This is a genomic window from Arthrobacter sp. NPDC058192, assembly GCF_042883665.1.
GTDB lineage: Bacteria > Actinomycetota > Actinomycetes > Actinomycetales > Micrococcaceae > Arthrobacter.
Genome location: NZ_JBHVVJ010000003.1, coordinates 87,673 through 110,445 on the forward strand (window position 1 = coordinate 87,673; position 22,773 = coordinate 110,445).

The 22,773-nt window shown below is 67.3% G+C and carries 18 protein-coding genes; 15 read left to right on the forward strand and 3 right to left on the reverse strand.

The window, feature by feature from the left end; translation table 11 throughout:
* Positions 1–38 precede the first annotated feature (38 nt).
* From ACFVVK_RS04065 to ACFVVK_RS04100, 8 genes are all read left to right on the forward strand, one after another.
* Positions 39–1,268: a cysteine desulfurase family protein gene (locus tag ACFVVK_RS04065; RefSeq protein ID WP_390263780.1), complete on the forward strand. Its 1,230-nt coding sequence runs from the start codon at positions 39–41 to the stop codon at positions 1,266–1,268.
* Positions 1,269–1,380: 112 nt separating this feature from the next.
* The gene (gene mnmA, locus ACFVVK_RS04070) at positions 1,381–2,493 is read left to right on the forward strand and encodes a tRNA 2-thiouridine(34) synthase MnmA (protein WP_390263783.1); all 1,113 of its coding nucleotides are present in this window, start codon (positions 1,381–1,383) and stop codon (positions 2,491–2,493) included.
* 272 nt (positions 2,494–2,765) lie between these two features.
* A complete protein-coding gene (locus ACFVVK_RS04075; protein ID WP_390263786.1) occupies positions 2,766–4,394 on the forward strand; it encodes an ABC transporter substrate-binding protein in 1,629 nt (542 codons plus the stop codon).
* Positions 4,395–4,528: 134 nt separating this feature from the next.
* Complete coding sequence (locus ACFVVK_RS04080; protein WP_390263789.1) at positions 4,529–5,620, forward strand: ABC transporter permease; 1,092 nt, start codon at positions 4,529–4,531, stop codon at positions 5,618–5,620.
* Between the two features lie 2 nt (positions 5,621–5,622).
* Positions 5,623–6,636: an ABC transporter permease gene (locus tag ACFVVK_RS04085; RefSeq protein WP_390263791.1), complete on the forward strand. Its 1,014-nt coding sequence runs from the start codon at positions 5,623–5,625 to the stop codon at positions 6,634–6,636.
* On the forward strand, positions 6,633–8,333 hold the full coding sequence (locus ACFVVK_RS04090; protein WP_390263794.1) for an ABC transporter ATP-binding protein: 1,701 nt from the start codon (positions 6,633–6,635) through the stop codon (positions 8,331–8,333). The genes ACFVVK_RS04085 and ACFVVK_RS04090 overlap by 4 nt, the downstream gene beginning before the upstream one ends.
* Before the next feature lie 120 nt (positions 8,334–8,453).
* Positions 8,454–8,870, forward strand: a complete 417-nt coding sequence (locus ACFVVK_RS04095; protein ID WP_390263797.1) for a chorismate mutase — start codon at positions 8,454–8,456, stop codon at positions 8,868–8,870.
* Between the two features lie 2 nt (positions 8,871–8,872).
* A complete protein-coding gene (locus ACFVVK_RS04100) occupies positions 8,873–9,916 on the forward strand; it encodes a hypothetical protein (RefSeq protein WP_390263800.1) in 1,044 nt (347 codons plus the stop codon).
* Positions 9,917–9,936: 20 nt separating this feature from the next.
* On the opposite strand, the gene ACFVVK_RS04105 is transcribed toward ACFVVK_RS04100, so the two are convergent.
* Positions 9,937–10,644, reverse strand: a complete 708-nt coding sequence (locus tag ACFVVK_RS04105) for a DUF4166 domain-containing protein (protein ID WP_390263803.1) — start codon at positions 10,642–10,644, stop codon at positions 9,937–9,939.
* A 179-nt stretch (positions 10,645–10,823) separates the two neighbouring features.
* On the opposite strand from ACFVVK_RS04105, the gene mtrA reads away from it, so the two are divergent.
* The 7 genes from mtrA (at position 10,824) to secA (ending at position 21,227) form a co-directional block, all read left to right on the forward strand.
* Complete coding sequence (gene mtrA, locus ACFVVK_RS04110) at positions 10,824–11,498, forward strand: MtrAB system response regulator MtrA (protein ID WP_390263807.1); 675 nt, start codon at positions 10,824–10,826, stop codon at positions 11,496–11,498.
* Between the two features lie 199 nt (positions 11,499–11,697).
* The gene (gene mtrB / locus ACFVVK_RS04115) at positions 11,698–13,506 is read left to right on the forward strand and encodes an MtrAB system histidine kinase MtrB (RefSeq protein WP_390264365.1); all 1,809 of its coding nucleotides are present in this window, start codon (positions 11,698–11,700) and stop codon (positions 13,504–13,506) included.
* Positions 13,503–15,221 (forward strand): LpqB family beta-propeller domain-containing protein, encoded by a 1,719-nt coding sequence (locus ACFVVK_RS04120; protein ID WP_390263809.1) that lies wholly within the window; start codon positions 13,503–13,505, stop codon positions 15,219–15,221. The genes mtrB and ACFVVK_RS04120 overlap by 4 nt, the downstream gene beginning before the upstream one ends.
* Positions 15,222–15,299: 78 nt before the next feature.
* Entirely contained in the window at positions 15,300–16,247 is a 948-nt protein-coding gene (locus tag ACFVVK_RS04125) for a ComF family protein (RefSeq protein ID WP_390263812.1), read from the forward strand.
* Between the two features lie 162 nt (positions 16,248–16,409).
* On the forward strand, positions 16,410–17,135 hold the full coding sequence (hpf, locus tag ACFVVK_RS04130) for a ribosome hibernation-promoting factor, HPF/YfiA family (protein WP_390263814.1): 726 nt from the start codon (positions 16,410–16,412) through the stop codon (positions 17,133–17,135).
* Positions 17,136–17,167: 32 nt separating this feature from the next.
* The gene (locus ACFVVK_RS04135; RefSeq protein ID WP_390263817.1) at positions 17,168–18,385 is read left to right on the forward strand and encodes a winged helix-turn-helix domain-containing protein; all 1,218 of its coding nucleotides are present in this window, start codon (positions 17,168–17,170) and stop codon (positions 18,383–18,385) included.
* A gap of 103 nt (positions 18,386–18,488) precedes the next feature.
* Positions 18,489–21,227: a preprotein translocase subunit SecA gene (gene secA, locus ACFVVK_RS04140; protein ID WP_390263820.1), complete on the forward strand. Its 2,739-nt coding sequence runs from the start codon at positions 18,489–18,491 to the stop codon at positions 21,225–21,227.
* A gap of 115 nt (positions 21,228–21,342) precedes the next feature.
* Here the strand turns inward: secA and ACFVVK_RS04145 are convergent, their stop codons facing one another.
* Positions 21,343–21,822 (reverse strand): Rv3235 family protein, encoded by a 480-nt coding sequence (locus ACFVVK_RS04145; protein WP_390263823.1) that lies wholly within the window; start codon positions 21,820–21,822, stop codon positions 21,343–21,345.
* 101 nt (positions 21,823–21,923) lie between these two features.
* The gene (locus tag ACFVVK_RS04150) at positions 21,924–22,730 is read right to left on the reverse strand and encodes a LysM peptidoglycan-binding domain-containing protein (protein WP_390263826.1); all 807 of its coding nucleotides are present in this window, start codon (positions 22,728–22,730) and stop codon (positions 21,924–21,926) included.
* Positions 22,731–22,773 lie beyond the last annotated feature (43 nt).

The following is a 22,773-nucleotide window of genomic DNA, read 5'->3' on the forward strand; positions in this document are numbered from 1 at the left end:
CGCGCCCGGCCCGGGGCCGGCGCGGGTAGAATTGCCCTGTGCCTGTCTACCTCGATCACGCCGCCACGACCACCCTCGCCCCGGAGGCCCTGGCCGCCCTGACGCGCGAACTCGCCCGGACCGGCAACCCCTCCTCGCTGCACGGAGCCGGCCGCCGGGCCCGGCGGTCCGTTGAGGACGCCCGTGAGACGTTGGCGGCAGCGGCCGGGGCGCATCCTTCGGAAGTCATCTTCACTTCCGGCGGGACCGAGGCCGACAATCTCGCGGTCAAGGGCCTGTACTGGGCCCGGCGGGCCGCGGATCCGGCCCGCACCCGCATACTGTGCTCCGCCGTCGAACACCATGCCGTGCTGGACACCGTGGAATGGCTCGAGCGGCACGAGGGTGCCGAGGTGAGCTGGCTGCCGGTCGATGCCCACGGAGTGGTCGACCTCGCGGTGCTGGAGGCCGAACTGTCCCGGGATCCGGCATCGATCGCCCTCGTCACCGTCATGTGGGCCAACAACGAAGTCGGCACCATCCAGCCGGTTGCCAGGATCGTTGAACTCGCCCACGCCGCCGGCGTTCCGGTGCATTCGGACGCCGTCCAGGCCTTCGGTTCCGTCCCGGTGGACTTCCGCGGCGCCGGTCTGGATGCCATGTCCATCTCCGGCCACAAGATCGGCGGACCGGTCGGCGTCGGCGCGCTCCTTCTGGGCCGCGGGGTGTTGCTGACCCCAGTCCAGCACGGCGGGGGACAGGAACGCGACGTCCGCTCCGGGACCCTCGACACCGCGTCGATCGCGGCCTTCGCCGCGGCCGCGGAGGCCGTCACGGCAAGGCTCCCTGCGGAGTCCGCGCGGATCAGCGCCCTCCGCGACCGGCTCGTCGACGGCGTCCTGGCTGCCGTGCCTGAGGCGGTGCTGCGCGGCGCGCCCGGCGCCGGGCGGCTGCCCGGAAACGCGCACTTTACCTTCCCGGGCTGCGAGGGCGACTCCCTGCTCTTCCTGCTGGACCTGGCCGGGGTGGAATCCTCCACCGGATCGGCCTGCACAGCAGGGGTGCCGAGGCCCTCCCACGTGCTGCTGGCCATGGGCCTGGACGAGGACGCGGCAAGGGGCGCGCAGCGTTTCTCACTGGGGCATTCCTCGACCGACGCGGACGTGGACACCCTGCTCGCCGCCCTGCCGGGCGCCTACGCGCGGGCACGCCAGGCCGGCATGGCGGGGCACGAATCCAGCATCCAGACCGCCGGAACCGTCGCCCGCCAAGCGTCCGGCAGGAACTGACGGACCCGGGCCGGTCACGGGGTTTTGGGCGGGGAATCGGCGCGGCGATAGAATGGGGCGGCAGGCTTTGTGCTAGAAGCCGGCGACACCCCGAAAGCTAGAGAAAGCCAGTATGCGAGTTCTTGCAGCCATGAGCGGCGGCGTTGATTCCGCCGTTGCCGCCGCCCGCGCCGTCGAGGCGGGGCACGACGTCGTCGGGGTCCACCTCGCGCTGTCCCGGATGCCGGGCACCCTGCGAACCGGCAGCCGCGGCTGCTGCACGATCGAGGACTCCCGTGACGCCTGGCGCGCCTGCGACATCCTTGGGATCCCTTACTACGTGTGGGATTTCTCCGAGCGGTTCAAGGAAGACGTCGTCCAGGACTTCATCGATGAATATGCCGCCGGGCGCACGCCGAACCCGTGCATGCGCTGCAACGAGCGCATCAAGTTCGCCGCCCTGCTGGAGAAGGCGATCGCGCTCGGCTTCGACGCCGTCTGCACCGGCCACTACGCCAAGGTCATCACCGACGCCGACGGCAACCCGGAACTGCACCGCGCCGCGGACTGGGCCAAGGACCAGAGCTATGTCCTGGGTGTGCTGACCCACGAGCAGCTCAAACACTCGATGTTCCCGCTTGCCGACACGCCGTCCAAAGCCGAGGTGCGGGCAGAGGCCGAGCGCCGCGGCCTCTCGGTGGCGAACAAGCCCGACAGCCATGACATCTGCTTCATTCCCGATGGCGACACCGCCGGCTGGCTGGCTGAAAAGATCGAAATGACCACGGGGGACATCGTGGACGAGTCCGGCGCGAAGGTCGGCGAGCATCCCGGCGCCAATGCCTTCACCGTCGGCCAGCGCCGCGGCCTCAAGCTCGGCACCCCCGCCGCGGACGGCAAGCCCCGCTTCGTGCTGGAGATCCGGCCGAAGGAAAACAAGGTGGTGGTGGGCCCGGAGGCGCTGTTGGCCATCGATGAAATCCGCGGCATCAAGATTTCCTGGGCGGGGTTGCCCATTGCCGAAGTGGGCACCGGCGAGGACTTTGACTGCTACGCCCAGGTCCGTGCCCACGGCGACCCGGTCCCCGCCAGCGCCCGGACGGCCGGGGACGGGCTGGTCGTCACACTCGCCGAGCCGTTGCGTGGCGTCGCCCCCGGCCAGACTGTGGTGCTCTACCAGGGCAGCCGCGTCCTGGGCCAGGCCACGATCGATGCCGCGCGCTCGCTGCAGCGGGCCGCGCTTTAGGCCCCGAATAGCAGAGTTCAACGAAGGGTCCCGCCAGCCGGCGGGGCCCTTCGTTGTGTGCGCCCTACGGGCTCCCTGCCGAAGAAGCGGATGCAACGTTGCGGAAAAAGGGGAGTATTGTTCGGTTCGTATAAATTTTGTGTCTCAACTCACAAAACCGACGGTTCGGCCAACGGTTGTCTGGTTGAATCTAGAAATCAGCAAAGCGTGCCGCCCACGAGTCCCTCGTTTCTTTGGGCTGCGCTAGAACGCATCGAACAGAAAGTTCACAGATGGCAATGAACAAAAAGGCCTTGCAGAGCGTCATCGCGCTCGCCGGGGTTTCCGCCTTTGCACTGACGGCCTGCACGGGGCCGTCCGGCGGCGCTGGCGGGTCATCAGCCGCCGCAAGCGGTCCAATCGCCTACGGCACCACGGACAAGGTCACCGCCTTGGATCCGGCGGGTTCGTACGACAACGGTTCGTTCATGGTGATGAACCAGGTCTACTCCTTCCTGCTGAACTCGAAGCCGGGCAGCGCGGATCCCGTTCCGGACCTGGCCGAGTCCGCCTCCTTCACCAAGCCGACCGAGTACACGGTCAAGCTCAAGCCGGGGCTGAAGTGGGCCAACGGGCACACCCTCGACTCCAAGGACGTCAAGTTCTCCTTCGACCGGCAGACCAAGATCAACGATCCTGCCGGCCCCGCAAGCCTGCTGGCCAACGTGGAAAGCGTCGCCGCCCCCGATGCCACCACGGTCGTCTTCAAGCTGAAACTGGCCAACGACCAGACCTTCGCGCAGATCCTCAGCAGCCCTGCCGCCCCGATCGTGGACGATGAAGTCTTCCCCGCGGACAAGCTGCTGGATGACGACTCGATCGTCAAGGCCAAGGCGTTCTACGGCCAGTACACGATCGACACGTACAAAAAGAACGAACTGATCAGCTTCAAGGCCAACCCGGACTACCAGGGAGTGCTCGGCAAGCCGGCCAACGACGCCGCCACGATCAAGTACTACGCGGATCCCACCAACATGAAGCTGGATGTCCAGCAGGGCAACATCGACGTCGCAAACCGCAGCCTGAGCGCCACCGACATCGACGACCTGAAGAAGGACTCCAAGGTCAAGGTCAACGTGGGCCCAGGCGGCGAAATCCGCTACATCACGTTCAACTTCGACACCATGCCGTACGGCGCCAAGGCCCCCGACGCCAATCCGGCCAAGGCGACCGCCGTCCGCCAGGCCATCGCCAACCTCGTTGACCGCCAGGCCATCGCGGACCAGGTCTACAAGGGCACCTACCTGCCTCTGTACTCCAACGTTCCCAACGGCTTCCTCGGCGCCAACGAGTCGTTCAAGGACGCTTACGGCGATGCCGGCAAGCCCAGCCTGGACAAGGCCAAGAAGGTCCTGACCGACGCCGGAGTGACCACCCCCGTGTCGTTGAACCTGCAGTACAACCCGGACCACTACGGCAAGTCCTCCGGCGACGAATACGCCATGATCAAGGACCAGCTGGAGAAGTCCGGCCTGTTCAAGGTCAACCTGCAGTCCACCGAATGGGTCACCTACAGCAAGGCCAGCCGCGCCGATGAATACCCCCTGTTCCAGTTCGGCTGGTTCCCGGACTTCAGCGACGCCGACAACTACCTGACCCCATTCTTCCCGGAGGGCGGCTTCCTGAAGAACCACTACAACAACCCCACGGTCAATGACTTGATCAACAAGCAGCTCACCACCGTCGACAAGACTCAGCGCGAGTCCACGATCAAGGACGTGCAGAATGCCCTCGCCAAGGACATCTCCACGCTTCCGTTGCTCCAAGGCGCGCAGGTTGCCATTTCCGGCAGCGGCGTCAAGGGTGTCGATACGACCCTCGATGCCTCCTTCAAGTTCCGTTTGGGAACTGTTTCCAAGTAAGGCTGCATCCCTGCTGTTTTGACCAGCCTGCGAGGCGGGGCGTCCTCAAGGCGCCCCGCCTTTGCTGGTCATTGCCGCTCCTGCAGTTCACGCCGGACGGCCCCTGGCCGCGAAAGCACAACTCTTAGGTACCAATGACAACATTGACAGAGGCGCCGCTCAACGACGCCGACGGACTCCTTCCGTCCAAGAAAAAATCCACGGGCGGGGGACTGGGGACCTACATCCTGGTCCGGTTCCTCCTGATCATTCCCACCATATTCATCCTCGTGACTTTGGTGTTCTTCCTGATGCGGGTCATCGGCGACCCCATCACCGCCGCCCAGGGCGGCCGGCTTCCCCCGGAGGCGCTGGCACAGCGTATCCACGAAGCCGGTTATGACCGCCCCATCCTCGTGCAGTACTTCGAATACGTCGGCCAGGTGGCCACCGGCAACTTCGGCACCACCATCACCGACCGCCGGCCTGTCGTTGAAATGCTCGCAACCTTCGGCGCGGCAACCCTGGAGCTGGCCATCAACGCGCTCATCGTGGCGCTGTTGGTCGGCATCCCGCTCGGACTCATCGCCGCCTACCGGCGCGACAAGGCGCCGGACGCGGTCCTGCGGTTCTTCGCCATCCTCTGCTACGCGACCCCTGTGTTCTTCGCTGGCCTGCTGATGAAGCTGGCCTTCTCGGTCTGGCTCGGCTGGCTGCCGGTCGCGGGACGGGCCTCCACCAGGACCGAACTGGCCATGGGCAGCCTGGCAGCACCCAGCGGGATCTACTGGCTCGATGCACTGCGCAGCGGCAACATGACCGCCTACGGCGACGTCGTATCCCACTCGATCCTCCCCGCAGCCACCCTGGGCCTGCTGACGGCAGGGGTCTTTCTCCGGCTGGTCCGCACAAACGTCATCGGCACCCTGGGCAAGGACTACGTCGAGGCCGGCAGGTCCCGCGGCGTCAGTAATTACCGGCTCGTCACCAAGCATGCCTACAAGCCGGCGCTCATCCCGATCATCACGGTCATGGGGCTCCAGATTGCCCTGCTGCTGGGCGGCGCCGTCCTCACGGAGTCCACGTTCGAGTGGAAGGGACTCGGCTACCAGCTGGTGCAATACCTGAACTCCCGCGACTTCGTCGCCGTCCAGGGCATCGTCGTGCTGCTGGCGGTCATCGTGGCCGTCACGAACTTCATCGTTGACGTCGTCGCAGCCCTGATCGACCCGCGAGTGAGGTACTAGCCATGAATAAAACCACAGTAAGCGGGCGCAAGCAGCCCCTCGTCTACCGGCTGCCGGTGATCTCGCACTTCCGGACGAGCGTGGGGCTGCAGCGCGGAATGCTCGTCACGGGCCTGGTGCTGACGCTCGTCTTCCTGCTGACGGCGGCGCTGGCGCCGGTCATCGCCCCCTACGGCTTTGCCCAGCTCAGCGACGCCGCCGGTCCTTTCCCGGCACAGCAGCCCCCCAGCCCCGCCCATATCTGGGGCACGACCGTGGGCGGCTACGACGTCTTTTCCCGCGTGATCTGGGGCGCCCAGACAGCGTTCGTCGTGATCGTCGTCGCCGTGGCCATGTCGATCTTCCTCGGCGTGGCCCTCGGCCTGCTCAGCGGCTACTTCGGCGGCTGGCTGGACCGGGCCCTGGTGGTGATCGCCGACGCGATCTACGCCTTCCCGTCACTCCTGCTGGCCATCGTGATGTCAATCGTGATCAGCCACGGCCAGTCCAGTTTCTGGGGCGGCATCGTTGCCTGTTCCATCTCGATCTCCGTGGTGTTCGTCCCGCAGTATTTCCGGGTGATCCGCGCCGAGACCATCCGGCTGAAGGCGGAGCCTTACGTCGAATCAGCCAAGGTGGTCGGGGCCTCAAGCGCCCGCATCATGGGCCGCCACATCTTCAAGAACGCAACCCGCACGCTGCCGCTGATTTTCACGCTGAATGCCTCCGAAGCGATCCTGACGCTGGCCGGTCTCGGCTTCCTGGGGTTCGGCATCGAACCGTCCTCCGCGGCCGAGTGGGGCTACGACCTTAACAAGGCCATCGCCGACGCCTCCTCGGGCATCTGGTGGACCGGTGTCTACCCCGGTATGGCGATCGTCCTGACCGTGCTCGGCCTGACCCTCGTCGGCGAGAGCATCAACGACCTCAACGATCCCCGCCTGCGGGGCCGCAAGAAGGCCGTCGCAGGCAAGGGCGGACCGGACTCCACCGCCGGCGCCCAGGCCGCCCTTGAAGCAGAAGCGAGAGTGCTATGACCACCAATATCGACAGGCCCGGCGCGGGCGCAGGCCCGGTCCTGGACATCGACCGCCTCAAGGTCACCTTCGCCACCGATGCCGGGGATGTTTACGCCGTCAAGGACGTCAGCCTCGAGGTCAACCCCGGCGAGGTCGTCGCCATCGTTGGCGAATCGGGATCCGGCAAGACAGTGACGGCCAAGACCATCCTGGGACTCCTGCCGGAGACGGCCACCAGCCAGGGCGCCGTCCTGATTAACGGCAACAACGTCATCAGTGTCAGCGAAGCCAAGCTGCGCGAGATCCGGGGCCGCGATGTGGCCATGGTCTTCCAGGAACCGTCCACGGCTCTGAACCCGGTCTACACCGTGGGCTGGCAGATTGCCGAGGGCATCCGCGCGCACGCCGGCACCGGCGGCAGCAAGGTCTCGGCCAAGGAAGCCAAGGCGCGCGCAATCGAAGCCCTCCGCAAGGTGGGCATCCCGGATGCGGAAACGCGGGTCAACTACTATCCGCACCAGTTCTCCGGCGGCCAGAAGCAGCGCGTCGTCATTGCCGCCGCGCTGGCCCTGAACCCTGGCCTCATCGTCGCCGACGAACCGACCACCGCCCTGGACGTCACCGTCCAGGCCGAGATCCTGGAACTGCTGCGGGACCTGCGCGACAACTATGGGACCTCCATCGTGCTGATCACGCACAATATGGGCGTCGTTGCCGACCTCGCCGACCGCGTGGTGGTCATGTACCAGGGCGACGTCGTGGAGGAGGCCCCGGCACGGGCGCTGTTCGCCCAGCCCAAGGAGGACTACACCAAGAAGCTCCTTGCCGCGGTCCCGCACCTGGGCCGCAACTCGGCATCCGCCGGCATGCTGGAGCGCGCCCACCAGGGCGGCAAAGTGCTGGTCGAAGCCAGGGGCCTGACCATTGAGTACCCGGGCCGGCTGGGCAGCCCGGCATTCAAAGCCGTTGACGGCGTCAGCTTCACGGTGTCCGAGGGCGAAGTCTTCGGACTGGTGGGGGAGTCGGGGTCCGGCAAGACCACCATCGGCCGGGCGATCGCCGGCCTCAACCGGACCACGGGCGGCAGCCTCAAGGTACTCGGCTACGAAATGCTGAACTACAAGGAGCGCACCTTCAAACCGCTCCGCAAGGAGATCGGCTTCGTGTTCCAGGACCCGGCGGCCTCGTTCAACCCGCAGCTGACCATCGGCGACTGCGTGGCGGAACCGTTGATCATCCACGCCAGCCCGAGCCCGGCCGAGGCGCGCAAACGGGTCGGCGAGCTGCTCGAGTCAGTGCAGCTGCCGGCGTCCTACGCTGACCGGTTCCCGCACGAACTCTCCGGCGGACAGCGGCAACGCGCCTCACTGGCGCGGGCGCTGATCCTCAACCCGAAGCTGCTCATCGCCGATGAGCCGACGTCGGCGCTGGACGTGTCCGTGCAGGCGGTGGTGCTGGAACTGTTCAAGGAGATCCAGCAGGAGTTCGGCTTCGCGGCCCTGTTCATCAGCCATGACCTCGCCGTGGTGGACATGCTCTCCCACTGGGTTGGCGTGCTCTATAAGGGCAAGATGGTGGAGCAGGGCCTCGGCAACCAGGTGATGGGCAGCCCGCAGCACGACTACACGCGCAAGCTCATCGCCTCGCTGCCCGTTCCTGACCCCGACGAACAGGCCAGACGGCGCGAGGCCTTCCGGGCAGTGCTGCACAGCTGACCGCCGGGAACACTGCAAAGCCGGACATGCCCACCGTTCGCTTCGAACGGTGGGCATGTCCGGCTTTTGCGCACGCTTAACAGCAGAAAGCATTAGCCGCCGTGGCCCTAGACTGGGTCAATGACCGAGCAGAACCTCAATCTTCCTGATGCCGATTCCTACGACCCGGCGGCAAGTTCACTGGCCGGTTCCGTGGATCCCGCAGTGATGGCGGAGCTGTTGTCGATCCGCTCCAGCATCGACAACATCGATGCCACCCTCGTCTTCCTCCTTGCCGAGCGCTTCAAGGCCACCCAGAAGGTTGGTTTCCTCAAAGCCGCGCACCAGCTTCCCGCCGGCGACCCGGGCCGTGAAACCGCGCAGATCGCCCGGCTGCGTCGCCTTGCCGCTGAGGCTCACCTGGATCCGGCCTTCGCGGAGAAGTTCCTGAACTTCATCATCGGCGAAGTCATCCGCCACCACGAGGCCATCGCCGAGGACCATCAAGCCGCGCAGGCGTCCGGCCCGGCCGGCGCCGCCCGCGCCGCAGACGCCTAAGCATGGCCGGTCCAGCATCGAACGCGCCCGGCCAGGTCACCGCGACCGGCCTGGGCGCATGGCCGGGGGAGGACCCGGTCGAGGCCGCACGCACGATCCGTGGAGAACTGGGCACTCCGCACCTGCCCTTCCTTGCCGAGCTGCCGGACCGCGGGGTCGGCTCCGATGCCTTGGGCCGGACCGCGTCCCTGCTCGTGGAGCTCGCCGTCGACGTCCAGCCGCATGGCTGGCGGTTCGTGGACCGTCCCGGGAAAGACCTGCAGCGGGCAAAATCAGCCTTGTCCAGCGACATCAACATTCTCGCGGACGTGATCGGCGCTGAGGACGCGCCCTCGGAAGACATCAAGCTCCAGCTGCGCGGGCCGCTCAGCCTCGCCGCAGGCCTCCACCTGCACAACGGAGAACGGGCCCTGATCGACTACGGCGCCCGCCGGGACATTGCCGCCTCGCTCGCGGCGGGCGTGGAAGGGTACCTCAAACGGGTGGCCGCCGCCGCCCCGGGCGCCCGGATCATCGTGCAGATCGACGAGCCGGAGATCGCCGCCGTCCTGGCCGGCACCATCCCCACGGCCAGCGGCTACCGGACGTTGCGATCCGTGCCGGGCCGGGAAGCCACCGAGTCCTGGCAACTGGTGATCGACGCGCTCCGCGCGGCGGGCTCCGTCGAGACCGTCGTGGCCGTTCCGGAGGTCGAAGCGCCGTTCGAGCGGATCGTGGCGGCAGGCGCGGACGGCATCGCCGTGCCGCTCCGGGCACTGACCACCCGCCAATGGGAACAGCTCGCCAGCGCGGTGGAGGCAGGCAAACGGCTCTGGGCCGGAGCGCTGGACGTCGCCGACCCCGCGGCGGCGCTGCCGAAAGTCCGCGACGTCGTCGAAAACGTGTGGCGGCCCTGGCGGCAGCTGGGCCTGCCCGCCTCCACGCTGGGGGCGCTCAGGGTCACCCCGTCGGAGGGGCTGGCAAGCCACTCACCCGCTGCGGCAAGGAACGTCCTCACCCGGCTGACCCAGGTGGCAGACGGGCTGAATCAGCTCGCCCTCGGCTAGCAGGCCGGCGGGAGCAGGGCTCAGACCCTGCCCTCCCAGCCGTCCGGGCCGGCATATCCGGGCAGGTACCCGGGCGTCGCCACGCCCCCGGGGTAAGGCTCCAGCCGATAATCGAACCGGCCGGCGTACACCAGGACCAGGCCGAGCTGGGGCTGGATCACCTTGACCTGGATCCGGTGCCGGCCGCCGCCCTGCGGCTCCCACCACTGTTCGGCATAAGCCTTGGCGTCGAGGGCCGCCGGCAACGGAATCCGCAGCGGCCCCAGGAACAGCCGGGACGCCTCCGACACCCCCCGCAGCCGGCCCTCCGGCGTGACGCTGAGGTTGAGATCGGTCACGATCCGGCGGTACCGGCCGACGTAGTCCACAAGCCCCGGCCTGCCCCTGGAGTCGTCAAAGCTGGTGGTGTCGTGGAACAGCCGGGTGGTGTCGGGGAAAAAGATTTCCCGCCGGGCCGTCAGGCTCGACCTGCCGAACGGGTCCAGGTGGGCGTGGTTCTCGATCCGGAAGCGCACCCCCTCGCCGTAGTCCGGGAAGAAGGCCTGCTCACCGGTGGTGAGCCGCAGCAGCGGCCGCAGCCACCTTTGGCGGCAACCGACGACGTCGAACACCCCCTCGCCAACGCCGTAGTGGCCCGAACCGGGTGGCAACGAGAAGTATTCTTGAAGTTCCGGCTGCAGCCGGGCAAAGTCACTGCCCAGGGTGCGCTCGTAGATGGGGGTGTTCACGGGTCCTCCTGCAGTCCGGGCCGGTTCACAGGCCTGTCCACAGCATGCAGGACGACGCGGGAAATGTCACAACGTACCCGCAGGCCAGCACGGTCCAGGCGGCCCTGGCCCGTGCTTCTGCGCCATGCCGGTGGGCGGCCCGATACGACAAAGCCAATTCAATGGGGGAATATATAACTATGAAGGCACGCATTCTGGTAGTAGACGATGACGAGGCGCTCGCCGAGATGATCGGTATTGTGTTGCGCAATGACGGCTTTGAACCCGTGTTCTGCGCCGACGGCGGACAGGCGCTGGACGTGTTCCGCTCCTCCAAGCCGGACCTCGTCCTGCTCGACCTGATGCTGCCGGGAGTGGACGGCATCGAAGTCTGCCGCCAGGTCCGTGCCGAGTCTGACGTCCCGATTGTGATGCTGACCGCCAAAGCTGACACCTCGGACGTGGTCCGCGGGCTCGAGTCCGGGGCCGATGACTATGTGCCCAAGCCGTTCAAGCCCGCAGAACTCGTGGCCCGGGTCCGGGCGCGGCTGCGCCCCGGTGACCAGAAGGCTCCGGAAACCCTGCGGATCGCCGACGTCACGATCGACGTCGCCGGCCACCTGGTCAGCCGGGGCAACGACCGGATCTCCTTGACCCCCCTCGAATTCGATCTCCTGGTCGCCCTCGCCCGCAAGCCCTGGCAGGTGTTCACGCGTGAACTGCTCCTCGAACAGGTCTGGGGCTACCGGCACGCCGCTGACACGAGGCTGGTCAATGTCCATGTCCAGCGGCTGAGGTCCAAGATTGAGCGTGACCCCGAAGCCCCTGAAGTTGTATTGACGGTCCGTGGTGTCGGTTACAAAGCAGGTTCCTGAACCGGCGGACCGCGGCGTCCCGCAGGACCGGACGCCGCACCCGGCTGCGGACGCGCCGCCGGGTGTGTCCGGGGAACAGCACGGATCCGCGCAGCGCCGAGCCGCGCCTTCCGAGGCGGAACCGGCCGAGGCGGAACCGCGTGCCGCGGGTCCTGCCGGCGGCCGGGGCCCCGTACGCGGGCTAGTCTTCCGGACCCGGTTGTGGGCCAAACGCGCCAGGATCGTCGCCGTCCGGGTTGCCCGGCTGGTCCGGACCGGGGCAGGGCGTTTCCTGCCCGGCGTCCGTTACCTGCTCCGTGAGGTGCAGCGGAAGTGGCGGCGTTCCCTGCAGTTCCGGACCGTGCTGACCACACTGCTGCTGGCCATCGGTTCGTTCGCCATCGTGGGAGCCTACCTGTCCAACCAGATCGCCAACAACCTGTTCCAGGAACGGCTCGCGCAGGCCGAATCCGAGACGCGCTACAACGTCAAGCAGGTCCAGGACACCTTCGACGGTGCCCAAGTAACGGACCAGTCCAGCGTCATCACGCTGGTCTACGACACCCTGAACGCCGTCGAGGGCCGCGGGTCCGTGATCCAGCGGCGCTATGTCTTCGAGGCGATGCCGGAGCAGACCAAGCCGCGCAACCGCTGGGTTGAATCCCGGGCCTCGGACCAGCTCACCATCGGCGTCATCCCGCCGGACCTGCGCAAGGCCGTGCAGGACTCGGGCAAGGACCAGTACTGGGCGTCCACGCAGTTCCCGGTAGGGACCGAAGACCGGCCCGGCATCGCGGTCGGCAACAAAGTGACCTTCAACGGCACCGTCTACGAGCTCTACCTCATCTATGACCTCAACACGGCGCAGAAGACGCTCGACGAGATCCAGAACGTCCTGCTGGCCGGCGGGGCCCTCCTGGTCCTCATGATCGGCGGGGTCGCCTGGTACGTCACCCGCAACGTGGTCAGCCCGGTCAGCCATGCCGCCGTCGTCTCCGAAAAGCTCGCCGCCGGCCAGCTGCAGGAGCGCATGGTGGTCAAGGGCGAGGACGAGGTTGCCAGACTCGGCGCATCCTTCAACCACATGGCCGCGAGCCTTCAGGAACAGATCACGCAGCTGGCCACGCTCTCGCAAATGCAGCAGCGCTTCGTGTCCGATGTATCGCACGAGCTCCGGACCCCGCTCACCACGGTGCGCATGGCCGCGGAAGTCCTTTACGATGCCCGCGAGGACTTTGACCCCATCAACAGGCGGTCCGCGGAGCTGCTCTACAACCAGGTGGAGCGGTTCCAGTCGCTCCTGGCGGACCTGCTGGAAATTTCACGGTTCGATGCCGGGGCCGCCACTCTCGACGCGGAACCCGCGGACATCGTCCAGCTCGTTTCCCACGTGATGGAGGGGGTGGCGCCCGTCGCCGCCGAGTACGGATCCGACCTCACCCTCAACGCCCCGGCCGGCAGCATCATTGTGGAGATGGACGACCGCAGGATCGACCGGATCCTGCGCAACCTGGTCCTGAATGCGCTTGAGCACGGCGAGGGCCGGCCAGTGAACATCTCTGTTGCCGGCAACGGCTCCGCCGTTGCCGTGGCCGTACGGGATCACGGGATCGGCATGACACCGGCCGAAGCGGCCCGCGTCTTCGACCGCTTTTGGCGGGCCGACCCCGCCCGGGCCCGCACCACCGGCGGCAGCGGGCTGGGACTGTCCATCGCCGCCGAAGACACGAAGCTCCACAACGGCTGGCTGCAGGCGTGGGGGAGCAAGGGCGAGGGGTCAAACTTCCGGCTGACCCTCCCGCTGCGCCGCGACGAGCCGATCACCCGGTCTCCGCTGCAGCTGGAACCGGTCAACGTCGGCCTGCCGGAGAACGGCAGCCAGCGGACCGTGCTGCTGCTCGACCCGCCGCGGACCGGGGCAGCGGCTGCGGGAGCAGCCTCAGCGGCCGGCGCGGCAGGCGTCGCGGGGGCGGTCCCGCGCCGCGGCCCGGCCGGTCCCGGGGCCACCGGGACGGAGGACGGGGCATGAGCGGCTCTTCACGCAAACTCACCCGGGCGATGGCCGCGCTGCTTGCTGTCGTTCTTCTCCTGCTGACCTCGTGCGCCCAGATTCCGCGCTCCGGACCGGTGGGCAAAAGTACGGACGAGAGCGCCGGAAACCCCAACGCGCCGGTATTCTTCCCGGCCGCGCCGCGTCCCGGTGCCGGGCCCAAGGCTGTTATCGAGGACTTCTACCTGGCCGGGAGCGGCTACGAAGACGACTACGCGGTAGCCCGCCAGTACCTCACCCAGGCGTCGTCCGTGACGTGGAAGCCGGACCAGCGGGCGCTCGTCTTCCGGAAGGCCACGGTGGTGGCCACCGGCGTCGAGAACGTCTTCAATTACCAGCTGGACGTCGCCTACTCGGTGGACGCCGACGGCGTGGCCACGCAACTTCCCGAGGGCACCACCGAGAACGTGCCGGTCACGGTGACCCAGGTGGACGGCGAATGGAGAATCTCCGACCTCCCCGACGGCACCGCTATCCCGGAAGAGACCTTCAAGGTCATCTATGGCGCCTACCCGATCTACTTCTACGACCCCACCTTCACCTACGCCGTGCCCGACGTCCGGTGGTTCATCCGCAAGAAAACCGTCAAAGCCATGACCAGTGCCCTCCTCGGCGGACCCGCACCCTACCTCAAGGGCGCCGTCGTGAGTGCCTTCCCTTCCGGCATCAAGCTGGCACGGGAGTCCGTTCCCGTCGTCTCGGGCGCCGCCCAGGTGGATCTCACAGCCAAGGACCTGGTCGACGCCTCCAACGAGGACCGGCTGCGGATGCAGACCCAGCTGGCCCTGACATTCCGCAGCCAGCCTGATGTCATCAACGTCGAGCTCCGGGCCAACCAGGACCTGCTCCGCGTCGAGGACAACGGCACCGTCCTGCCTCCCATCCGCGATGAAAACGTCCCCGCCCACCAGATCGCCGTCAGCAACAATGACCTGGTCCGATACGAGAACAACCGCCTGTCTCCCGTGCCGGACATCCAGTCCGTCGCGGCCCTGTCGCCGCGGGCGCCGGCGGAATCGAGCGAGTCGCAGGCCGTCGCCTTCCTCAACGCGGCCCGTTCCACGTTGTACTCGATCGTTCCGGGGCAGCCCGCCCGGGCCCTGACCACGCGGACCATTCTGTCCCCGCCCTCGTTCGGCCGGTACGACTGGGTCTGGACCGCAGGGCCCGGCGGGTCCGGAGCCACCGAGGTGGTTGCCTACCGGCCGGTGGGCGTGGCCCCGAAGGCCCGGGTACCCGCCGTCACCCTGTCGCCGCGGTGGCTGGCGGGCCGGACCGTCAAGGACTTCCGGATGTCCCGGGACGGCACGCGGGCGCTGGTCATTTCCGAACAGAACGGCAAGAGCCTGGTCCAGATCACAGGGGTCATCCGGACCGTGGACGGCACCCCGCGGGACCTCACCGAGCCCCTGACGCTCCTGACCCCCCGGAATCCGGACCAGGGGGTCTGGGTGGACGACACCACGGTGGCGGTCATGAAGGCCTCCGCCAGCGGCGCCGTGACTCCCGAGCTATTGTCGCTGACCTCCGCCCAGCCGCAGCAGCTGGCGCCGTGGCCCGGGCTGACCGGGCTCAGCGCAGGCAACGGAACTGCGGAAATCTACGGCCAATCCGCCGAAGGCATCTTCCAGCGGCTGGGCAACGGCTGGTCGCCCCAGCTCAAGGGCCCCGTCGACCCGGCTTTCCCCGGCTGACCGTCGCCGGCCGGGGCGTTGTCCACATACCCGTCCCCGGAGCTACCGCGGGGCGCCGCCCCGGCCCACCATCGGAGGATGAGCAGTAGCACCCGCCCCCAGGACGCCGGGCGTCAAGCGGCGGATCCGGACCTTTGCCCGGCCCCCTTGACGGCGGCGAGGCACCGCGGCGTGTACGCGCGGCCGCTGGCGCGGTTGTCCGACCTGACGGCGGCAGCAGCGGCCGAGCTGCTGGCCCTCGCACTGCCCGTGGATTGCGTGTGCTGCGGCGCGGAGGACTCTGCACTGTGCGGAGCGTGTTCGCGGCAGGTGCGCGCGCTGACCCTGCGGCCATTCCGGGCCGAGGCCCAGGCGCCGGCCCTGATGGACATGGACGGCTCCGTCCTTCTTCCCGTGGTGGCCGCCGGGACGTACCGGGCCGAACTGGCGCAATCCCTGCTGTCATTCAAGCGCCACGGCCAGCCCCGGCTTGCCGGCGAGCTGGCAGGCAGCCTGGCGCGCGCACTCCACGCCGCCGCCGGGCCGGCTCCGGGACTGATCCTCGTCCCGGTGCCCACCAGCGCCGCCGCCTTCCGCAAGCGCGGCTTCAGTCCCGTCCATCTCCTGCTCCGCCGGCTCATTCGAGGGCACGACATTGAGGAGTTCACGCTCGCGGACGCATTGCGAAAAACCCGTTGGCGGGAGGGCCATGCACGGGCAGTCCGGGCCGGGGTCCGCAACCTGCCCGGCAGGGGAACCGGAGGGCAGAAGGGACTGGGCCGGGGCGCCCGCGCCCGGCGCGTGCGCGGATCCATGCGGGTCCGGGCCGGGCCGTGGCCAGCGAGGATCCAAGGACGCACCTGCATCATCGTCGACGACGTCCTGACCACCGGTGCAACACTCGCCGAGGCATCCCGTGCCCTGCGGGCGGCAGGTGCCGTCATCGGGGGCGCCGTGGTGGTCGCCGCGACACGCCCGCCGGTCAGCGCCGACCCGGCCGCCCGCGTCCCCGCGCTGGCCGCGGACGGCCGGAAGGAAAAAATATAAACCGGAAAAGGATGAATAACAGGTGGCTATGAACTAACGTCGAAGATGGGTACCAAGAACAGATGTACCTGTCGATAGCGGCTCGGAAAGGGGCTCGACTGTCATGCAGATCGTGCCCCGGACTTGCCGCCGTCGTGTCACCGAAGTCATTTGGAGGGCACCATGGAGTTCATGATCAGCGGACGCAACTTGACGGTCTCAGACCGGTTCCGTGAATACGCCGACGACAAGATCTCGAAGATCGCCTCGTTGGGAGACAAGGTCCAACGGGTAGACGCAAAGGTCACCAAGGAGACCAAAGCCCGCCAGACCGCCGAATCGCTCACGGTTGAGTTGACAGTCCTGGGACGCGGCCCAGTAATCCGCGCAGAAGCGAGTGCCGCCGACAAGTTCGCTGCGTTCGATCTCGCTTACAACAAGCTTCTTGAGCGCCTCCGCAGGGCCAGGGACCGGAGGAAGGTCCACCACGGTAGGCACACCCCGAAATCCGTCACCGAGGCGACGGCAACCCTGGAGCCGGCAAGCCCCAGCGAACCGCTCTTCGTCGAGGCGGCGCACCAGCAGGAGGCAGCGGTTGCGGCGGCAGAGAAATCGCCCTACGACGTCGAGAATGACATTCCGGCCGGCGATTCGCCCGTGCTGATCCGCCGGAAGGTGTTCCCCGCCTCCCAGCTCACGCTGGATGACGCCGTCGACAACATGGAACTTGTGGGCCACGACTTTTACCTTTTCGTCGACAAGGAGACCAAGGCGCCGTCGGTCGTGTACCGCCGGGACGGCTGGACCTACGGGGTCATCTCCCTCGACCAGACGTGTGAGCCCGGACATTCGACTGTGGAAGAGAAAATCCTCGCCTACCGGTCAGAGGATGAGCCCGCCAGCGCATAAGCTGGGGCAGGACATCCGACGAAGGGACTGACGTGCACGCATCGCTGAGCCTGGCACAGGCACGGCGCATCGCATTGGCAGCCCAGGGATTGGACAAGGTACGGCCCGCCGGGCCCGTGACAGCACGGGCGGTGGGCCGTACCTTTACCCGGCTGCACCTGGTCCAGATTGACTCCGTCAATGTTGTGTCCCGCAGCCACTTCCTGCCGTTTTTCTCCAGGCTGGGCAACTACGACCGCACGATCCTGCAACGGATGGCGGGGACCCACCCGCGCCGGATGATGGAGTACTGGGCGCACGAGGCCTGCTTCATCCGGCCGGACCACTTTTACGACCTCGTGCAGTGGCAGAACCGCAAATGGGTGGGCGCGCACAGTATGGACCCTGAACTCCGCAGCGGCGTAGCGGCCAGGGTGCTGGAAACCCTGGCGGCAGGCAAACCGATGACGGCCGCCGAACTGACAGCCCGGCTTGGTCACGTCGAAGACCGGCAGCGTGACAACTGGGGCTGGAACTGGAACGCCGTCAAAAGGGTCCTGGAGGATCTGTTCGAGGAAGGTCTGGTCTCCGCATCCTCTCGGACCGAATCCTTCGAGCGGCGCTATACCCTTACCGCCAAGGTGCTCCCCGCGACGGGCGCAGGAGCGCCGGCTCCTGAACAGGACGCCGCTGCCGCGATGGACCGGCTGATCGACGCCGCCGCACGGGCCCACGGCATCGGCACCCTGCGGTGTTTCGCGGACTACTTCCGGACCCCGCAGAAGGCTGCAGCAGCGGCGGTGAGGAACCTCGTGGACGCCGGCCGGCTGCAGCCGGTCACCGTGGCCGGCTGGGACCGCCCCCTGTACCGCCACGCCGAGGCAAAAATTCCGCGCGCCGCCACAGGACGTGCCCTCCTGAGCCCCTTCGACTCCCTGGTGTTCGAACGGCGGCGGCTCGAGGAGCTGTTCGGGTTCCGCTACCGGATCGAGATCTACACCCCTGAACCGAAGCGGCAGTATGGCTACTACGTCCTGCCGTTCCTGCTGCGGGATGCAATCGTCGCGCGGGTCGACCTCAAGGCCGACCGGGCCGGGGGCCGGCTCCTGGTGCGGACCGCGCACGCCGAAGCCCGCGCACCGCAAGACACCGCCGTCGAACTCGCCGCGGAACTGCGGCTCATGGCAGAGTGGCTGGGACTGGACGAGGTGGTTGTTTCCCCGGCGGGGGACCTCGCGCCGGCGCTCGCCGACGCAGTGGCTGCCCGGTAGACCGCAGTATCCGCTATGAGGGAACAGGCGCCACCGGCCTTGTGTCTCTCCCGTAGACTAAACACGCCAGAATTCGGCAGCTTGAGACTGGGAGCAACTTCACGTGGCATCACTTATCGAAAAACTTCTCCGCACGGGTGATAAAAAAACCCTGCGGCAACTGCGGAACTATGCCGATTCCATTAACGCCCTGGAGAGCTCCTTCCAGACCTTCTCGGACGCTGAGCTCCGTGAAGAGACCGACCGCCTGCGCGAACGCCACCGGGACGGCGAAAAACTGGATGACCTGCTGCCCGAGGCGTTCGCGGCTGTCCGCGAGGCCTCGTCCCGTACCCTCGGCATGCGCCACTTCGACGTCCAGCTCATGGGCGGCGCCGCCCTGCACCTGGGCAACATCGCCGAAATGAAGACCGGTGAAGGCAAGACCCTGGTGGCCACTGCTCCGGCCTACCTCAACGCCCTCGCCGGCAAGGGCGTGCACGTGGTGACCGTCAACGACTACCTTGCCGAGTACCAGTCGGACCTCATGGGCCGCGTCTACCGCTTCCTCGGCCTGACCAGCGGCTGCATCCTGTCCAACCAGGACCCTGCGCTGCGCCGCGAGCAGTACGCTGCGGACATCACGTACGGCACGAACAACGAATTCGGGTTCGACTACCTGCGCGACAACATGGCGTGGGACAGCTCGGAACTTGTCCAGCGCGGCCACCACTTCGCTGTCGTCGACGAAGTCGACTCGATCCTCATCGACGAGGCCCGCACCCCGCTCATCATCTCCGGCCCGGCGCAGGGGGACACCAACCGCTGGTACAGCGAATTCGCCAAGGTCGTCACGCGCCTTCAGCCCGAGACCGACTACGAGGTCGATGAGAAAAAGCGCACCGTCGGCGTCCTCGAGGCCGGTATCGAAAAAGTCGAGGACTACCTCGGCATCCACAACCTGTACGAGTCCGCCAACACGCCCCTGATCGGGTTCCTGAACAACGCCATCAAGGCCAAGGAACTGTTCAAGCGGGACAAGGACTACGTCATCCTCGACGGCGAGGTCCTCATCGTTGATGAGCACACCGGCCGTATCCTCGCCGGCCGCCGTTACAACGAGGGCATGCACCAGGCGATCGAAGCCAAAGAAGGCGTCGAGATCAAGGCCGAGAACCAGACACTCGCCACCGTCACGCTGCAGAACTACTTCCGCATGTACGACAAGCTGTCGGGCATGACCGGCACGGCCGAGACGGAGGCCGCCGAGTTCATGAGCACCTACAAGCTCGGCGTCGTCGCGATCCCCACGAACCGCGACATGCAGCGGATGGACCAGGCCGACCTGGTCTACAAGAACGAGACCGTCAAATTCGACGCCGTCGTCAAGGACATCACCGAACGCCACGAGCTGGGCCAGCCCGTCCTCGTCGGCACCACCAGCGTCGAGAAGAGCGAATACCTCTCGCGGCTGCTGGCCAAGGAAGGCGTCCGGCACGAGGTCCTGAACGCCAAGAACCATGCCCGTGAAGCCTCCATCGTGGCCCAGGCCGGCCGCAAGGGCGCCGTCACCGTCGCGACGAACATGGCCGGCCGCGGCACCGACATCATGCTTGGCGGCAACGCCGAGTTCACTGCCGTGGCGGAACTGGCCAAGCGGGGCCTTGACCCGGAGGAAAACTCCGAGGAGTACGAGGCCGCATGGCCCGAAGCGTTTGAGTCTGCCAAGCAGGCCGTCAAGGACGAGCACGAGGAAGTCCTCAACCTGGGCGGGCTCTATGTGCTCGGCACGGAGCGGCACGAGTCGCGCCGCATCGACAACCAGCTCCGCGGCCGTTCCGGACGCCAGGGCGACCCCGGCGAGTCCCGCTTCTACCTTTCGCTGACCGATGACCTGATGCGCCTGTTCAACTCCGGCGCGGCCGAGCGGCTCATGAACAGCTCGGTGCCGGACGACGTCGCGCTCGAGTCCAAGCTCGTCTCGCGTGCCATCGCCTCGGCCCAGGGCCAGGTGGAAAGCCGCAATGCCGAACAGCGCAAGAACGTGCTGAAGTACGACGACGTCCTGAACCGCCAGCGTGAAGCCATTTACGGTGACCGGCGCCGCATCCTGGAGGGCGATGACCTCCACGAGAAGGTCCAGTACTTCCTGGAAGACACCATTAACGCCTTCATCGACGAGGCCACGGCCGAGGGCACCGGCGACGACTGGGACTTCAACCTCCTGTGGTCCAACCTCAAGACGCTGTACCCGGTCAGCTTCACGCCGCGCGACGTCATCGACGAGGCCGGCGGCAAGTCGCGCGTCACGGTCGACTTCCTGAGGGAAGAGATCCTTTCGGACGCCCGGCTGGTCTACCAGGCGAGGGAGCAGGCGATCGGCGCCGAAAGCATGCGCGAACTTGAGCGCCGGGTGGTGCTGTCCGTCATCGGGCGGAAGTGGCAGGAACACCTGTACGAGATGGATTACCTCAAGGAGGGCATCGGGCTGCGCGCCATGGCCCAGCGCGATCCCCTGGTGGAGTACCAGCGCGAAGGCTTCATCATGTTCCAGGCCATGATGGAAGCAATCCGTGAGGAGAGCGTCGGATTCCTCTTCAACCTCGACGTCGAGGTGACCCCCGCCGAGGACGTAGTGGTGGCGGACACCGCTGGCGAGCATACGGAACACCACGAGCCGCAGATCCGTGCCGCCGGCCTCGAGGCCCCGGAGAAGCCCGCCCAGCTGCAGTACACCGCCCCAGGCGAGGACGGCGCTGCCCAGACTCGGATCGAAGCCAAGGGCTCCGGGCGCTCAGGGAACCCGGCCAAGGCAGCGGCGCAGGACATCGGCCGCCGCACCGCGAAGAAGAAGCGGCGCTAGGAACTACCGCCAACGGCAGGAGGACCGGAACATCTGTTCCGGTCCTCCTGCCGTTGCGCCTCCTTTCCCTCGCAGATCCGGCTTTTCTCCGGCGCGCATCCGGCCCCGGCCGACTTCAGCCGATTTCCAGGACCGTGACACGCCAAGCCGCGCTGCCGCGCTCGAGCCTCAAGGCGACCGCCCGGACCCGCGACTCCTCGGCCACCACCGCGCTGGCCTCGTAGACGCCGTCGGAGACCCGGCATGCCCGGACGGACCGGACCGAGGGGTTGCGGTGCAGCCGGCCAGCCGTGGGGGAGGCGCCAGAGGCAACCCGCCGGGTGAGCGCGGCCCGGTGCTGCAGGGCCGCCAGGCACCGTGGGTCCAGGCGACGTGAGAGCTGCTGTGCGGGCCGCGTGCCGGCCAGCACCTCGATGGCCGCCTGCACGGTGGCCCGGGAAATCGCGCAAATTTCACGGGCCTCGTCAACCGCGCGCAGGGCCGGGCGGTCCTCCGCGGGGCGATGCCCGGCCGGTGCCGTGCCGGAGACAACCCGGAGGGCGGGGGCGGAAGGGGCTGGGATCGCCGAGGTGCCGATCCCGGTGGCTGCATTCATGACAGTTCCTTGGTTTGGTGGCGGATGCCGGATGACTATTCGGCTGGGGCTGGGGCTGGGGCTGGGGTTTGCGGTGTTCAGTGTGCGGTGTGGCGGTGTGTTTAGGTTCCCGGCGGCAGGATCAGGACCTGTCCCGGCCGCAGGAAGTGCGGATTTGCGCCGATGACGTCCCGGTTGCCCGCATACAGCCGGGGCCACTCCCTGGCAATGTCGGCGTCCGTCGCGAACGGCCCCAGCGATGCCGCCGCGATACTCCACAGCGAATCACCGGACCGTACAGTGACTTCTCGTCCGGTGTCCGCGGTGTCCTGCTCCCGGACATGCCGTGCGGTTAGGGGGCCGGCCTCCACCACCGGGCGTACTGGCTTCCACCGCGGATCAACCGCAGAACTTGCGGCGTGCCCCCCGGGCTTTGGCGGCGGTGACGGCGCGTACTGGAGGGGTAACGCGATCCGGGCGGGCGTCCAGGCCGACACCGCCGCCGGGACAGTGCCGCCAGGGCCCGGTACGTCGTGCGGGACGGAGGCGTTGGCGATCGGTGCGGCCGCTAACTGGAGTCCGACGGCGGCGAGAACCAGCCGGCGCATGAACGCTGGACTGAACCGCCCCGTGGCGGCCGCCGCCCGGGTCCTGCCGGAACGGTCGAGGAGGGCTGCCGTCATGGCAATGGCGAAGGACATGACCCACCACACGATGACGATCAGTCCGGCGGTATTGGCCGCGATCCCCAGCTGGTCCTCAAAGGACATTGACTGTTGGCGGGCGGAGGCCGTGTGCCAGCGCTGGATGAGGAAGCCTCCCGTAACGGCGAGGAAGACTCCTAGAACCAGGATCACGGCGGCCATCGCCGCGTCGGCCCGGAGTGCCTGCCGTCGGGGCTGGGGTGCTCGCATTGCCCTCCCGTCCATTCGCCCTCTCCTTATCTACTATTTCTACTACTTTTGATGCCGT

Coding starts and splice junctions, on each gene's coding strand:
- hpf (WP_390263814.1), top strand. CDS start 16,410: ATGGAGTTCATGATCAGCGGACGCAACTTGACGGTCTCAGACCGGTTC.
- ACFVVK_RS04145 (WP_390263823.1), bottom strand. CDS start 21,822: ATGAATGCAGCCACCGGGATCGGCACCTCGGCGATCCCAGCCCCTTCC.
- mnmA (WP_390263783.1), top strand. CDS start 1,381: ATGCGAGTTCTTGCAGCCATGAGCGGCGGCGTTGATTCCGCCGTTGCC.
- ACFVVK_RS04075 (WP_390263786.1), top strand. CDS start 2,766: ATGGCAATGAACAAAAAGGCCTTGCAGAGCGTCATCGCGCTCGCCGGG.
- ACFVVK_RS04100 (WP_390263800.1), top strand. CDS start 8,873: ATGGCCGGTCCAGCATCGAACGCGCCCGGCCAGGTCACCGCGACCGGC.
- mtrA (WP_390263807.1), top strand. CDS start 10,824: ATGAAGGCACGCATTCTGGTAGTAGACGATGACGAGGCGCTCGCCGAG.
- ACFVVK_RS04120 (WP_390263809.1), top strand. CDS start 13,503: ATGAGCGGCTCTTCACGCAAACTCACCCGGGCGATGGCCGCGCTGCTT.
- ACFVVK_RS04090 (WP_390263794.1), top strand. CDS start 6,633: ATGACCACCAATATCGACAGGCCCGGCGCGGGCGCAGGCCCGGTCCTG.
- ACFVVK_RS04095 (WP_390263797.1), top strand. CDS start 8,454: ATGACCGAGCAGAACCTCAATCTTCCTGATGCCGATTCCTACGACCCG.
- ACFVVK_RS04085 (WP_390263791.1), top strand. CDS start 5,623: ATGAATAAAACCACAGTAAGCGGGCGCAAGCAGCCCCTCGTCTACCGG.
- ACFVVK_RS04125 (WP_390263812.1), top strand. CDS start 15,300: ATGAGCAGTAGCACCCGCCCCCAGGACGCCGGGCGTCAAGCGGCGGAT.
- ACFVVK_RS04080 (WP_390263789.1), top strand. CDS start 4,529: ATGACAACATTGACAGAGGCGCCGCTCAACGACGCCGACGGACTCCTT.
- ACFVVK_RS04150 (WP_390263826.1), bottom strand. CDS start 22,730: ATGGACGGGAGGGCAATGCGAGCACCCCAGCCCCGACGGCAGGCACTC.